Raw genomic sequence first — 14,893 nt, 5'->3', positions numbered from 1 at the left:
GGGCGGTGTCAGCCCTTCGTGCTGCCCGCGCTGATCCCGGCGATGATGTGCCGCTGGAAGACGAGGAACAGCGCGACCATCGGGATGCTGGCGATGACCATCGCGGCGATGAGCACGGTCAGCTGGATGTTCTGCGACAGCTGGACGAGCGCCACGCTGATCGGCTGCTTGCCGGTGTCGGAGAAGACCATCAGCGGCCACAGGAAGTCCTGCCACACCGCCACCAGCGCGAAGATCGACACAACGCCCAGCACCGGGCGCGACATGGGCAGTACGATCGACCACAGAGTGCGCAGCTTCCCGGCACCGTCGATCTCGGCGGCCTCCAGGACATCGCGCGGGATCTGGTCGAAGAACCGCTTGAGGAGATAGAGGTTGAAGGCGTTGGCGACGGCCGGCAGCCAGATCGCGAGCGGGTCGTTGAGCAGGCTGGTGTGGATCAGCGGCAGGTCGGCGACGGTCAGGTACTTCGGCACGACCAGCGCCTGGGCCGGGACCATCAGCGTGGCCAGGATGCCACCGAGGATCACCTTGCCGAAGGCGGGCTTCAGCCTGGACAGGGCGTAGGCGGCGGCCGTGCAGAAGACCAGCTGGAACACCCAGGCGCCGGCCACCTGGACCACCGTGTTCCACAGGTGCTGCGGAAGCTGCATCAGGTCCCAGGCGTCGCCGTAGCCGCTGAGGTGCCACTCCTTCGGGGCGATGGTGGGTGGGGTACGCGCCACCTCGTCCGGCGACTTCATCGCACCGGTCACCATCCAGTAGACCGGGAAGAGGAAGGCGATCGCGAACAGCACCACCACGGAGGTGAAGACCGTCCAGTAGACGGCCCGGCCGCGCGGGCGGGCCAGGGCGGCTGGGGAGACGAGGGTCCGGGTGCTCATGCGTCGTCCTCCCCGGAGCGGGTGAGCCGCAGATAGAGGGCGGAGAAGGCGCCGAGCAGCACGAGCAGCATCACGCTCAGCGCACAGGCGCCACCGAAGTCGTTGTAGAGGAAGGCGTACTTGTAGATCAGGTAGAGGACGGTGACCGTGGCGTTCTCCGGGCCACCACCGGTGATCACGAAGGGCTCGGTGAAGACCTGCATCGTCGCGATGATCTGCAACAGCATCAGCATGAGGATCACGAACCGCGTCTGGGGGACCGTGACGTGGCGGATGCGCTGCAACAGGCTCGCGCCGTCGAGTTCGGCCGCCTCGTACAGCTCACCGGGGATGGACTGGAGCGCCGCCAGGTAGATCAGGACGGTGCCGCCCATATTGGCCCAGGTGGCCACGATGACGAGGGAGATCAGGGCGGTGTCGGCGCCGTTGGACCAGTTCGAGGTGGGCAGGTGCAGGAAGCGCAGCGCCTCGTTGGCCAGCCCGGCGCCCGGATCGTAGAACCACTTCCACAGCAGGGCGCTGACCACCGGCGGGATCATCACCGGCAGATAGACCACGACCCTGAAGAACGCCTTGGCGTGCCGGAGTTCATTGAGCACGAGGGCGAGCAGGAAGGGGATCGCGAAGCCGATGAGGAGCGCCAGCAGGGTGAAGGTGAGGGTGTTACGCCAGGCCGCGGTGAACTCCGGATCGTGCAGGACGCGGGTGAAGTTGGCGGTGCCGACCCATTCGGGGGACGAGCCGGGCGTGTACTTCTGGAAGGCGATCACGACCGCGCGGATCGCCGGGTACCAGGAGAACAGCGCGAAGCAGATCAGGCCGCCGAGGAGGAAGCCATAGGCCCGGACCTGATCGGCGAGACGGCGCCGCCCCCGACCCCCCGCCGGGGGCGGCGCCTGCACCGGGTGGACGGCGATCGCCTCGGCGGGCGGCCGCGCAGCGGTCTTGGTCATCGGGGTCAGTCCCGGGCCAGAATGCCGTCGATCTTGTCGGAGGCTTCCTCCAGGAGCTGGTCGACATCGGCGTCCTTCTTGGTCAGGACGGCGGAGACGGCCCCGTCGAGCACGGAGTAGATCTGCTGGGCGTGCGGCGGCTCGATCTTCATCCGCAGCTTCTGGTTGCCGTCGAGGAAGGTCTGGTAGTTGCCCACGGGGACATTGGCGTTGGCCTTCTTGATCCGCTGGTCCTCGGCATCGGCGGCGCCGGTGAACAGCCGTGGCTCGGGCAGGCCCACCGGGGCGTGCCGCTTCTTGGCGCGGACGTAGTCACCGAGGAAGCCCTTGCCCGGGGTGAGGAACATGTGGTCGAGCCACTTGAGACCGGCCCGGATCTGGGCCGGTGTGTCCTTTTTCTGGAACATGTAGCCGTCGCCGCCGATGAGCGTGCCCTTGCCACCGGGCATGGGAGCGATGGCGAGGTCCTTGTAGCTGCCGCCCTTCTCCTTCACCAGGATCGGGATGTTGTCGGGCGCGGCCAGGTACATGCCCAGCTTGCCGGAGCCCATCAGCTGCTGGGCGTCGTTGATGACCAGGAGCTGCTTGCTGCCCATCGAGTCGTCCACCCAGCGCATGTCGTGCAGGTTCCGCAGCACGGCGCGCGCCTCGGGGGTGTCGATGCTGGCCTTCCTGCCGTCCGCGCTGACGACATCGCCGCCCTGTGAGTACAGCTCGGCGGTGAAGTGCCAGCCGCCCTGGTTCTGGGCGCTGTAGTCCGCGTAGCCGACCGTGCCACCGCCCAGCTCGGCGATCCGCTTGGCATCGGCGCGGACCTCCTCCCAGGTCATCGGGGGCTTGTCGGGGTCGAGTCCGGCCTTCTCGAAGAGCTTGCGGTTGTAGATCAGACCCATCGAGTAGCCGGTGCGCGGGATGCCGTAGATCTTGCCGTCGACCGTGTAGATGTCGCGCAGCTGCTTGCTGAGGGTGGAGTAGCTCTTCAACTCCTTGACGTACGGAGTGAGATCGGCCGCCTGGTTGATGTCGACCACATGTCCGGCGTCGGTGAAGTACGTGTAGAAGACGTTCTCCATCTGGCCCCCGGCCAGCTTGGCGTCGAACGTCTTCGGGTCCTGGCAGGGGAACGCGTCGTGCGCGACGACGTCGATGTCCGGGTTCTGCTTCTCGAAGGAGGCGATGTCCTCCTCGAAGAACCTGCGGTCGACCTTGGCGCTCTTGGGCGGCATGCAGTTGACCGTGATACGCGTCTTTCCGCCCGCCGAGCCGTCGCCCGATCCACCGCAGGCGGTGAGGGCGAGGGAGAACGTGCTGAGCGCGATGAGAGTACGACGGAACCCGGTGCTTCTCATGGGTGGACCCCTCTGTACAGGAGCAGGGAAGCCCCACGGCCGTGAGCGGGGCGCACACAACCGTGAGTGCGCCGCACACTCAAGCACCGACGACATCGGCCCGCAAGATGTCGCGTAGATTCTGTAATTATTCAACTGCGCTGCGGATCATGTCGATTGAGCCTGTCGGCATTTCGCGACCGTCCTTTCGGTCCCCCCTCGACGGGCCTCCGTCCGCTCAGTCCCGTGGCGCCTGGGCGGTGGAGCCGCGGACCACCAGCTCCGGCTCGAACAGCAGCTCCTCGGACGGCACGGCCACCCCGCCGATCTGCGCGTTCAGCACCTCCACCGCCGCCCTGCCCATGGCCTCGATGGGCTGGCGGACGGTGGTCAGCGGTGGCTCGGTGCAGTTCATGAACGCGGAGTCGTCGTAGCCGACCACGGACACCTGCGACGGCACGCCGAACCCCTTGCGGCGCGCGGCTCGTATCGCGCCCAGGGCCAGCGGGTCGCTGGCGCAGATGATGCCCGTGACGCCCCGGTCGATCAGCCGGGACGCCGCGGCGTGGCCGCCCTCGATCGAGAAGATCGCCCGGGCCACGAACTCATCCGGAAGGTGGCCGGCGACCGCCCGCGCGGCGGTCAGCTTGCGTGCCGACGGCATGTGGTCACCGGGCCCGAGCACCAGGCCGATCCGCTCGTGGCCGAGGGAGGCCAGATGCCGCCACGCCTGCTCCACGGCCACGGCGTCGTCGCAGGAGACGGCGGGGAAGCCGAGGTGCTCGATGGCCGCGTTGACCAGCACCACCGGGATGTTGCGCTCGGCGAGCAGTCGGTAGTGGTCGTGCGGCGCGTCGGCCTGCGCGTACAGCCCGCCCGCGAACACCACCCCGGAGACCTGCTGTTGCAGCAGCAGCGCCACGTAATCGGCCTCGGAGACCCCGCCCTTGGTCTGGGTGCACAGCACCGGAGTCAGTCCGAGCTGTGCCAGCGCCCCGCCGATGACCTCGGCGAACGCCGGGAAGATGGGGTTCTGGAGCTCGGGCAGCACCAGCCCCACCAGCCGGGCCCGGTCGCCCCGCAGCTGCGTGGGCCGTTCGTAGCCGAGGACGTCCAGCGCGGACAGCACCGCCTGCCGGGTGGCTGCGGAGACCCCGGGCTTGCCGTTGAGTACCCGGCTGACCGTGGCCTCGCTGACACCGACCTTCTTCGCCACTTCAGCAAGTCGTCGCGTCATGTACGCAAGCGTAGCGCAACTACTGCAAGTGGCTTGCGTTGGCGGGGTGCGGAACGTGTGACTCCGGCGGCGGCCCCCGGCCCGGAGTGGAAATCGCTCGGCGCCGCTGACATGCGGATCGGGTCGGCGGGTGAGTTCGGGCGGGTCGGCAATTCGCCCTATTTGCCGCCCCAAAAGTATGGGTTGACAGCGGATCAGCCAACGATCTAGGTTCCTTTCGAGGGGGCTCGTTGGACGGGGGACGGGGACTGTAGTGAGTGTTTCGGAGTTGCGAACCTCCGGGATTGCCGCCTTGGGCTGCGCGGAATACGACCACTCGGCGCGGCGTGGCGGTTTTATCGGCAATATCGACGCCGATCACACCATCGATGCCGGTCATGCGGCCCGCGTCGAGGGTGAGTACCGGCGGTCGGCCGAGCCCACCGCATTCGAGTCCCTCGACTCTCCCGGCTCCATCGCCGCTACAGGATTCACGCGCGAAGAACACCTCGCAGTCGATACCTTTCTCGGGTTTGCCGCCGAATGTAATCCCGGCCGTACTGCCGTTTAAGAAGCGTTACGCCATCAGTTGGCAAGCGAAAGCGACAGCACCAGCGGAATAGCCGCGAAAAGCAATTTCCATCAGTCGTCGGGGAAGGCTGTGTTGTGGGGAATTCAGGCGCACCCAAATCCCGTGGTCTCAGCGCGGCCATGAGCAATCTCTTCGAGCGGACCAGGAGAAACGAATCCACCGGCATTGTGCCGGTCGACCGGGGCCGGGAGCTGAGGGCGTCGTTCGCCCAGCAACGGCTGTGGTTTCTCGACCAGTTGGAACCCGGCAACGCCTCGTACAACCTCCCCTTCGCCGTGCGGGTGCGCGGTCGCCTGGACATCTCTCATCTCGCCCGGGCCCTTTCGCTCGTGGTCGCCCGGCACGAGGCGCTGCGCACCACCTTCGGCGAGGCCGGCGGTCAGCCGGTGCAGCGGATCGAGCCCCCCGCCCCCGTCCCGGTGCGCCGTGAAGTGGTGTCCGGCGGCTCGGAGGAGGAGCGGCTGGCCGAGGTCCGGCGGCTGGCCGGAGCCGAGATCACCCAGCCCTTCGACCTGAGCACCGGACCGCTGCTGCGGGCCAAGGCGCTGCGACTGGACGAACAGGACCACATCCTGCTGCTGACGGTGCACCATGTGGCGACGGACGCCTGGTCACAGGGGATCGTGGTGCGTGAGCTGTCCCTCGCGTACGCGTCGCTCGACGCCGGGCACGAGCCCGTACTGCCCCCGCTGCCCGTGCAGTACGCGGACTACGCGGAGTGGGAGCGCGACTGGCTGTCCGGCCCGACCCTGCGCCGTCAGCTGGACTACTGGACGAAGCGGCTCGACGGCATGGCGCCCGCGCTGGAACTGCCCACCGACCGGCCCAGGCCCTCGATCGCCAGCCAGGAAGGCGACGCGGTGCGCTGGGAGTTGCCGCCCGAACTGATCCGGGCGGCCCGCCGACTGGGCGCCGGTGAGAACGCGACCCTCTATATGACCCTGCTGGCCGCTTTCCAGCTGGTACTGGGCCGGTACGTGGACAGCGACGACATCACGGTGGGCACCCCCGTGGCCAACCGGGGCCGTGCCGAGGTCGAGGGGCTCATCGGGTTCTTCGTCAACACCGTGGTGCTGCGGACCGACCTGTCCGGCGACCCCACCTTCCGCCAACTGCTGGGCCGCGTCCGCGACACGGCGGCCGGTGCCTTCGCCCATGGCGACCTGCCCTTCGAGTATCTGGTGGAGCAGGTGCACCCCGAGCGGGACCTGTCGCGGAACCCGCTGGTCCAGGTGCTCTTCCAGATGATCAACGTACCGGCGGAGCGGCTCGATCTGCCCGGCGCGCGGACCGAGCCCTACGACCACGGCGGCATCCTCACCCGAATGGATCTGGAGGTCCATCTCGTCGAGACCGGGGACGGGGTCCTGGGACACGTCGTCTTCAGCAAGGCCCTGTTCGACACGAGCACCGTTGAACGGCTGCTGCACCACGTCACCGTCGTCCTTCGGGGCGTCCTGGCCGAGCCGGACCGGCGCATCTCCGAGATCTCGCTGCTCGACGAGGCGGAGCGGGCGAAGGTCCTGGAGGAGTTCAACGCGACCACGGGCCCCGTACCCGCCGGATCCCTGCCCGCGCTCTTCACCGCCCAGGCCGAGCGCCGCCCCGACGCGGTGGCCGTGATCTGCGGTGATGACCGGGTGACCTACGCCGAGCTGGATCAGCGGGCGAACCAGCTCGCCCATCTGCTGGAGGCCCGGGGGGTGGGCCCCGAGACCCTGGTCGGGCTCTGCGTCGATCGCGGCATCGAGATGATCGTGGCGATCCTCGCGATCCTCAAGCTCGGAGCGGCCTATGTGCCGATCGATCCCCACCACCCCCGGAACCGCGTCCAGTTCGTCCTGGCCGACTCCGGGGTGACCGTCGCCGTCACCCAGCAGCGCTTCACCGGCCTGCTCGAAACCCCGGAGGCACCCGGGACGCCCGATGCGTCCGGCACGCCCGATGTGCCCGGGACACCCGATGCGTCCGGGACGGCCGATGCACTCCGGGCATCCGATGCGTCCGCGGCGTCCGGGATCCGGCTCATCCTGCTCGACGCCGAGCACGAACCGCTCGCCGGGCAGCCCCGGACCCCGCCCACGGCACGGCCCAGCGCCCAGAACCTCGCGTATGTCATTTACACCTCCGGCTCCACCGGAGTCCCCAAGGGCATCCTCATGCCCGCCACCTGTGTGCTCAACCTGGTGGCCTGGCAGAAGCGGGCCCTGCCGATCGGTCCCGACGCCAAGACGGCACAGTTCGCCACGCTGACCTTCGACATCTCGTTGCAGGAGATCTTCTCCGCGCTGCTGTACGGCGAGACGATCGTCGTCCCCGGCGAGGAACTGCGCATGGACCCCGTCGAGTTCGCCAAATGGGTCCACGCCCAGGAGATCGACCAGCTCTTCGTCCCGAATGTGATGCTGCGGGCGATCTCCGAGGAGGTGGATCCGCACGGCACCGAGCTGGCCGCACTGCGCCACCTCTCACAGGCCGGCGAACCCCTCTCCCTCCACCACGATCTGCGCGAGCTGTGCGCCCGCCGCCCCGAGCTGCGGCTGCACAACCACTACGGTCCCAGCGAAGCCCATGTGGTGACGTCGTACTCGCTCCCCGCCGAGGTGGCCGAGTGGCCGCTCACCGCGCCCATCGGCCGCCCGATCGGCAACACCCGGGTGTACGTGGTCGACCGGCGGCTCCGGCCCGTCCCGGTGGGGGTGCCGGGTGAGCTGTGCGTGGCCGGAGAGGGGCTGGCCAGGGGCTATCTCGGCCGCCCGGACCTGACCGCCGCCCGGTTCGTGGCGGACCCGTTCCGCGGCGACGGGTCGCGTATGTACCGCTCCGGCGACCTCGTGCGCTGGCTGCCCGACGGCAACCTGGAATTCCTCGGCCGGATCGATGACCAGGTGAAGATACGCGGCTTCCGGATCGAACCGGGCGAGATCGAGGCGATCCTCGCCCGGCACCAGGACGTTCTGCACACGGCCGTGATGGTGCGCGAGGACACCCCCGGCGACAAGAGGCTGGTGGCCTATGTGGTGGCCGACGCCACCGCCGCGGACCGGCACGGCCGGCTGCCCGAGACCCTGCGTCGGTACGTCGAGTCCGCGGTGCCCGAATACATGGTGCCCTCCGCGTTCGTCCTGCTGGACAGCGTGCCCCTGACCTCCGGCGGCAAGATCGACCGGAAGGCGCTGCCCGCCCCCGATCTGCGCACCGTGCTCGAGGTCGGCTACGTCGCACCCCGCACCGCCGAGGAAGAGGCCGTCTGCCGGGTTTACGCGGATCTGCTCGGCGCCACCAAGGTCGGCATCGACGACGACTTCTTCGCGCTGGGCGGCCATTCCCTCATCGCCACCAGGGTGGTCGCCAGGCTCCGGTCCGCCCTCGGTATCGCCGTACCGCTGAAGACCGTCTTCCAGCAGCGCACCCCCCGAGAGCTGGCGGCCACGCTCACCGCGGCGGCCCGCTCCGGTCCCGAACCCGAGCTGCCCCCGCTGGTTCCCACGCGGCGCGACCGGCCCGTCCCCCTCACCTTCGCACAGCAGCAGACGGACCTCTTCTTCGACGATGTCCTGAACGCCGGGCACTGGAACATCCCCATGGCGGTGCGGGTTTCGGGCGAACTGGACCTCGACTGCCTGCGCCGGGCGATGGACCTGCTGATCGACCGCCACGAGGCCCTGCGCACCACCTTCGTCAGGGAGGCCGACGGATACGTCCAGGTGATCCGGGCGAGTGCGCCGGTCCAGGTGGAGGTGGCCGAGGCGCACGACGAGACCGAAGCCTCGGTACTGGCCGGCCAGGAGGCGGCCCGCCCCTTCGACCTCACCCGCGGCCCGCTGGCGAGACTGCGCGTGCTGCGGCTGTCCCAGTCCGACCACGTACTGGTGCTCACCCTGCACCACCTGGTCACCGACGGCTGGTCCCAGGGAGTGCTGGTCCGCGATCTGTCCATCGTCTACGCGGCACTGCTGCACGGCACCGAACCGGACCTGCCACCCGTACCCGTCCAGTACGCCGATGTCGCGAGCTGGGAGCGGAAGTGGTTGCACGGTCCGCTGCTGCAACGCCAACTCGACTTCTGGAAGCGGCATTTCGAGGGCATGGCCCCCGCCGAACTGCCCACCGACCGGCCCCGCGCCGCGTCGGCCCGCTACGAGAGCGACATCTTCCACTGGCGACTGCCGAAGGACGCCGTCGAAACCGCCCGACGGCTGGGCGAATCGTCCAACGCCACCTTGTACATGACGCTGCTGACCGCCCTGAAGGTGGTCATGTCCGCCCGCTCGGACAACCAGGACGTCCTCGTCGGTGTGCCCACGGCCAACCGTGGCCGGGACGAACTGGAGAACACGGTGGGCCTCGTCTCCAAGATGCTCGCACTGCGCACCGAGGTGCCCGGCGCCACGGACTTCGGCACGCTGCTGGCCACGGTGCGCGACGCGATGTCCGACGCCCACACCCACCAGGACGTGCCCTTCGTGTCCGTCCTCAAGCACATCGGTGAACACACTGCCGACCCCGCTGCCGACCCGGCCGGTGACCTCGCCGGTGACACCGTCGGCAAGCGGGCCGGGACGCGGCTGTCGGACGACCCGCCGGTGAAGGTGATCTTTCAGATCGTCAACACCCCGCCGCGGCCACTCCGGCTCACCGGACTGACCGCCGAGCCGTTCCTGATGACCCACCCGCCGGTGACGGTCAACGTGGACATGGAGATCGACCTGTACGAGAGCGCGGAGGACGGCGGCCTCGCCGGCACCGTGCTGTTCAGCAAGTCCCTCTTCGACCGTGCCACGATCGAGCGGTTCTGCGACGACGTGGTGGCGGTCGTCTCCGCGGCCGCCGCGGATCCCGGACGGCCGGTCTCACAGGTGTGGCAGGGCCGGGGCCGCGACCAGTGAACGATCCCGCCCCGAGGAATCGCATGGAACTGGATGAGGCCGTCGCCGTTGTCGGAATGTCCTGCCGCTTTCCGCAGGCACCCGATCCCGAGGCGTTCTGGCGGCTGCTGAGCGACGGCGTCTCGGCCATCGGTGAGGTGCCCGAGGGGCGGTGGACCGACGACCGGTCCACACCGCCCGCCATCCGCCGCGGTGGCTTCATCGACGACGTCGACCGCTTCGACCCCGCGTTCTTCGGCATCTCACCACGGGAAGCCGCGGCGATGGACCCCCAGCAGCGGCTGATGCTCGAGCTGGCCTGGGAAGGGCTGGAGGACGCGGGCATCGTGCCCGCCACCCTGCGGGGCGCCACCGTAGGAGCGTTCATCGGCGCCGGCTCCGACGACTACGCTTCGCTGATCCGCGCCCGCGGCCGTTCACACCACACGCTGACCGGCACCCAGCGGGGCATGATCGCGAACCGGCTCTCCCATGTGTTCGGCCTGAGCGGCCCGAGCGTGACCGTGGACGCGGCCCAGGCGTCCTCCCTGGTCGCGGTGCACATGGCCGTGGAGAGCGTGCGCCGCGGCGAGTCACGGCTCGCGCTGGCGGGCGGGGTCAATCTGAACCTCTCCGCGGAGACCGCCGCCGATATCGCCGCGTTCGGCGCGCTCTCCCCGGACGGCCACTGCTTCACCTTCGACGCACGCGCCAATGGCTATGTCAGGGGCGAGGGCGGCGGACTCGTCGTCCTGAAACCGCTCTCCGACGCTCGCGCCGACGGCGACACCGTCTACTGCGTGGTCGAGGGCAGCGCGGTCAACAACGACGGCGGCGGTGCATCGCTCACCGCACCCGACCCGAACGGTCAGCGGCAGGTGCTCCGGCTCGCCCAGCGGCGGGCCGCGATCTCCCCCGAGGCCGTTCAGTACGTGGAGCTGCACGGCACCGGAACGGCACTCGGCGACCCGGCGGAAGCGGCGGCCCTGGGCGCCGTCTTCGGCCGGAGCGGAGCGGGGCCGGTGCAGCTGGGGTCGGTGAAGACCAACATCGGCCACCTCGAAGCCGCCGCCGGTATCGCCGGCCTTCTGAAGACCGCACTGGCCATCCACCACCGGCAGCTGCCGGCCGGCCTCAATTACCGCACGCCGAATCCCCGTATCCCCATGGGCGAGCTCAACCTGGAGATGCGCCTGGCACCGGGGGAGTGGCCGAGGTCGGACAGCCGCCTGGTCGCCGGTGTCAGCTCTTTCGGGATGGGCGGCACCAACTGCCACGTCCTACTCGCAGAACCACTCGTCGGTGTCGCCTCGCACGCCTCCCACGCTTCCCACGTCTGCGCGCATCACCCTGAGCCTGAGTCCCTGCCCAGCTCGATCCCGATTCCGGCTCCGGTCCCGGTCCCGGTCCCGCTTCCGTTGTCCGGGGTGTCCGCTGCCGCGCTTCGCGGCCAGGCGACGCGGCTACGGGAGTATCTGGAGCGATCGCCGAACCTCACCGACCTCTCCTACTCCCTCGCCACCACCCGAACCTCCTTCGACCACCGCGCGGTGCTGATCGCCGGGCAGGCGACCGACGCGGCACACGGCCTGGACGCGCTCGCCGAAGGCCGCACGGTGGCAGGTTTGGTGACGGGCACGGCGAGGACGGCGGGAAAGCTGGCCTTCGCCTTCGCCGGCCAGGGCGCGCAGCGTCTCGGCATGGGACGTGAACTCAGCGCCGCGTTCCCCGCGTTCGCCCAGGCTCTCGACGAAGTGTGCACTGCGTTGGACGCACACCTGGACCGGCCGCTTCGGGACGTGATCCACGGTGCCGACGCCGAACTGCTCAACCGGACGGTGTACGCCCAGGCCGGACTCTTCGCGGTGGAGGTGGCGCTGTTCCGGCTGCTCGAGGACTTCGGCCTCGTACCGGACCTGCTGATCGGCCACTCCCTCGGCGAGGTGAGCGCCGCCCATGTGGCGGGTGTGCTGTCCTTGGCGGACGCCGCCGCCTTCGTCGCCGCCCGTGGGCGGCTGATGCAAGCCGTGACGGAGCCGGGCGCCATGGTGTCGCTCGAAGCCACCGAGGACGAGGTCACCCGGACGCTCATGGCGAGCGGGGCCTCGGACGACGGTGCCCGGGTCTGCGTGGCGGCGGTCAACGGCCCCACCGCCACGGTGATCTCGGGGGACGAGCGCGCCGTACTCGACCTGGCGGTGGAGTGGACCCGCCGTGGACGCAGGACGAAGCGGCTCCGGACGAGCCACGCCTTCCATTCGCCCCATCTGGATCCCGTCCTGGACGAGCTTCGGCACATCGCCGAGAGCCTTACCTACCGGGCGCCCCGGATCCCGCTGGTGTCGAATGTGACCGGTCGGCGGGCCACGGCGGAAGAGCTGTGTTCTCCGGAGTACTGGGTCCAACATGTCCGCCGGACCGTACGGTTCCTGGACGGCGTCCGCTGTCTGGAGGACGAAGGCGTCACCACCATCGTGGAACTGGGCCCGGACAAGGCGCTCACCACCCTGGCCCGCGACTGCCTGACCGGGCCCGGGACGCTGGTGGGCACCCTCCGCCGCGACCGGCCCGAGCCACAAGCCCTGGTCACCGCGCTGGCCGAGCTGTACGTCTCGGGTGTCGAAGTGGCATGGAGCCCGCTGGTGTCCGGTGGGCGGCGGATTCCACTGCCCACGTACGCCTTCCAGCGGCAGCGGTACTGGCTCTCCGCACCCGGGCCCGAGAGCGGAACCACGCCTGGCCATGGGGCCACATCCGGGCCCGAGCGCACGGCCACCGGCCTCAGCCGCGACGAGGCGTTCGACGAGGGCCTGAGCCACGACGAGGTGCCCGACACCGGACTGAGCGGTGGCGAGATGCTCGGCATGGTCCGGGCGCACGCGGCCGTCGTGCTCGGATACGCGTCGGCAACAGCCATCGGCGCCGAGCACACCTTCAAGCAGCTCGGGTTCGACTCGATCACCGCCGTCGAACTGTGCGAACGGCTCGCTGAGGCGACCGCCCTTCCGCTGCCCGGCACCTTGCTGTTCGACTATCCGACGCCCGCCGCGCTCGCCGAGCATCTGCACCGCAGGCTCCACGGCCGGACGGATGAGCGGGCCATGCCCGCGACCGTGGCGACACCTGACGGCGGCGATCCGGTGGTGATCGTGGGGATGGGCTGCCGGTTTCCCGGCCGGGCCCACTCGCCCGAGGACCTGTGGCGGATCGTGGTCGACGGCGAGGACGCCATCTCCGGCTTTCCGTCCGACCGGGGCTGGGACCTCGACGGCCTCTACCACCCCGACCCCGACCGCCCCGGCACGTCATACGCACGCGACGGCGGATTCCTGTACGACGCGGCCGAGTTCGACGCGGGGTTCTTCGGGATCTCACCGCGCGAGGCCGAGGCGATGGACCCGCAGCAGCGGCTGCTGCTGGAGACATCGTGGGAGGCGCTGGAACGGGCGGGGATCCCCGCGGAGCACATCAAGGGCAGTGGCACGGGCGTGTTCATCGGCGCCTCGTCGGTCGGCTACGCGGCGGACGCCGGAGAGGCGGCCGAGGGCTACCAGCTGACCGGCACCGCCGCGAGCGTGGCCTCGGGCCGGGTGTCCTACACCCTGGGCCTCGAGGGCCCGGCGGTCACCGTGGACACGGCATGCTCGTCCTCGCTGGTGGCATTGCACCTCGCCGTACAGTCGCTGAGGGCGGGCGAGTGCTCACTGGCGTTGGCGGGCGGTGTGACCGTGATGGCCACACCGTCGATGTTCGTGGAGTTCTCCCGTCAGCGGGGACTGGCCAGGGACGGTCGGTGCAAGGCGTTCGCGGCGGCGGCGGACGGAACGGGGTGGGCCGAAGGCGTCGGGGTGCTGGTGGTCGAGCGGTTGTCGGACGCCGAGCGCAATGGGCATCGGGTGTTGGCGGTGGTGCGTGGGTCGGCGGTGAATCAGGATGGTGCGTCGAATGGTCTGACGGCGCCGAATGGTCCGTCGCAGCAGCGGGTGATCCGGCAGGCGTTGGCGAGCGCGGGGTTGTCGGCGGCGGATGTGGACGCGGTGGAGGCGCACGGTACGGGTACGGCGCTGGGTGATCCGATCGAGGCGCAGGCGTTGTTGGCCACGTACGGTCAGGGCCGGGATGCGGACCGGCCGTTGTGGTTGGGGTCCCTGAAGTCGAACATCGGTCATACGCAGGCGGCCGCGGGTGTGGCTGGTGTGATCAAGATGGTGATGGCGATGCGGCACGGGGTGCTGCCGCGAACGCTGCACGTGGATGAGCCGTCGCCCCACGTCGACTGGTCCGGCGGCCGGGTGGAGCTGCTCACCGGGACGACGCCATGGCCCACGACCGGTGGCCTTCGCCGAGCGGGCGTCTCATCGTTCGGAGTGAGCGGCACCAACGCTCACGTCATCCTGGAGCAGGCCCCGGAGCCGGCCCGGCCGACCGGGGCCATCGGGGAAGGCGACGGCGAAGCGGCGGCCGTCACCTGGGTGTTGTCGGGACAGGGCGAGGCCGGGCTGCGGGCCCAGGCCGAGCGGTTGCGCGCCTTCTTGGCGGGCGATCCCCGCCCCACCCCGGCGGAGGTGGGATGGTCGCTGGCATCGACCCGTACGACGTTGTCGCACCGTGCGGTGGTCGTGGGCGCCGGACGCGACGAGTTGCTGAGTGGTGTGAATGCGGTGGCGAACGGGACACCCGCGCCGGGAGTGGTACGGGGCAGCGGAGCCTCCGGGGACGTGGTGTTCGTGTTCCCGGGGCAGGGGTCGCAGTGGGTTGGGATGGCGTTGGAGTTGGTGGAGTTCTCGCCGGTGTTCGCGGGGCGGTTGGGTGAGTGTGCGGATGCGTTGGCGCCGTTTGTGGAGTGGTCGTTGTGGGATGTGTTGGGTGATGAGGTGGCGTTGGGGCGGGTTGATGTGGTGCAGCCGGTGTTGTGGGCGGTGATGGTGTCGTTGGCTGAGTTGTGGCGTTCGTTTGGTGTGGTGCCGTCGGCGGTGGTGGGGCATTCGCAGGGTGAGATCGCTGCGGCGTGTGTGGCGGGTGGTCTGTCGTTGGAGGACGGTGCCCGTGTGG

7 protein-coding genes are annotated in these 14,893 nt (G+C 69.6%); 3 read left to right on the top strand and 4 right to left on the bottom strand.

Translation table 11 applies throughout. The annotated features are described in order from the left end of the window. Positions 1-8: 8 nt before the first annotated feature. From ABD329_RS25120 to ABD329_RS25105, 4 genes are all read right to left on the bottom strand, one after another. Complete coding sequence (locus tag ABD329_RS25120) at positions 9-884, bottom strand: carbohydrate ABC transporter permease (RefSeq protein ID WP_198277931.1); 876 nt, start codon at positions 882-884, stop codon at positions 9-11. Beyond that, entirely contained in the window at positions 881-1,837 is a 957-nt protein-coding gene (locus ABD329_RS25115) for a carbohydrate ABC transporter permease (protein WP_198277932.1), read from the bottom strand. Before ABD329_RS25115 ends, ABD329_RS25120 begins: the two co-directional genes overlap by 4 nt. A gap of 5 nt (positions 1,838-1,842) precedes the next feature. Then, a complete protein-coding gene (locus ABD329_RS25110) occupies positions 1,843-3,186 on the bottom strand; it encodes an ABC transporter substrate-binding protein (protein ID WP_198277933.1) in 1,344 nt (447 codons plus the stop codon). 217 nt (positions 3,187-3,403) lie between these two features. Then, positions 3,404-4,402, bottom strand: coding sequence for a LacI family DNA-binding transcriptional regulator (locus ABD329_RS25105; RefSeq protein ID WP_198277934.1), 999 nt, complete (start codon positions 4,400-4,402; stop codon positions 3,404-3,406). A 253-nt stretch (positions 4,403-4,655) separates the two neighbouring features. On the opposite strand from ABD329_RS25105, the gene ABD329_RS25100 reads away from it, so the two are divergent. The 3 genes from ABD329_RS25100 to ABD329_RS25090 form a co-directional block, all read left to right on the top strand. Then, positions 4,656-4,952, top strand: coding sequence for a hypothetical protein (locus tag ABD329_RS25100; RefSeq protein WP_198277935.1), 297 nt, complete (start codon positions 4,656-4,658; stop codon positions 4,950-4,952). Positions 4,953-5,092: 140 nt separating this feature from the next. Next, positions 5,093-9,862, top strand: coding sequence for a non-ribosomal peptide synthetase (locus ABD329_RS25095; RefSeq protein ID WP_198277936.1), 4,770 nt, complete (start codon positions 5,093-5,095; stop codon positions 9,860-9,862). 23 nt (positions 9,863-9,885) lie between these two features. Further along, positions 9,886-14,893: beta-ketoacyl synthase N-terminal-like domain-containing protein (locus tag ABD329_RS25090; RefSeq protein ID WP_344316935.1), on the top strand; the 5,008-nt coding region annotated here is incomplete at its 3' end.

The organism is Streptomyces javensis (genome assembly GCF_039525925.1).
GTDB lineage: Bacteria > Actinomycetota > Actinomycetes > Streptomycetales > Streptomycetaceae > Streptomyces > Streptomyces asiaticus.
This window is presented reverse-complemented; position numbering and strand designations above follow the sequence as displayed.

Bases quoted from the DNA above. Each gene is read 5' to 3' on its own strand.
- ABD329_RS25120 (WP_198277931.1), bottom strand. From the start codon at position 884: ATGAGCACCCGGACCCTCGTCTCCCCAGCCGCCCTGGCCCGCCCGCGC.
- ABD329_RS25115 (WP_198277932.1), bottom strand. From the start codon at position 1,837: ATGACCAAGACCGCTGCGCGGCCGCCCGCCGAGGCGATCGCCGTCCAC.
- ABD329_RS25110 (WP_198277933.1), bottom strand. From the start codon at position 3,186: ATGAGAAGCACCGGGTTCCGTCGTACTCTCATCGCGCTCAGCACGTTC.
- ABD329_RS25105 (WP_198277934.1), bottom strand. From the start codon at position 4,402: ATGACGCGACGACTTGCTGAAGTGGCGAAGAAGGTCGGTGTCAGCGAG.
- ABD329_RS25095 (WP_198277936.1), top strand. From the start codon at position 5,093: ATGAGCAATCTCTTCGAGCGGACCAGGAGAAACGAATCCACCGGCATT.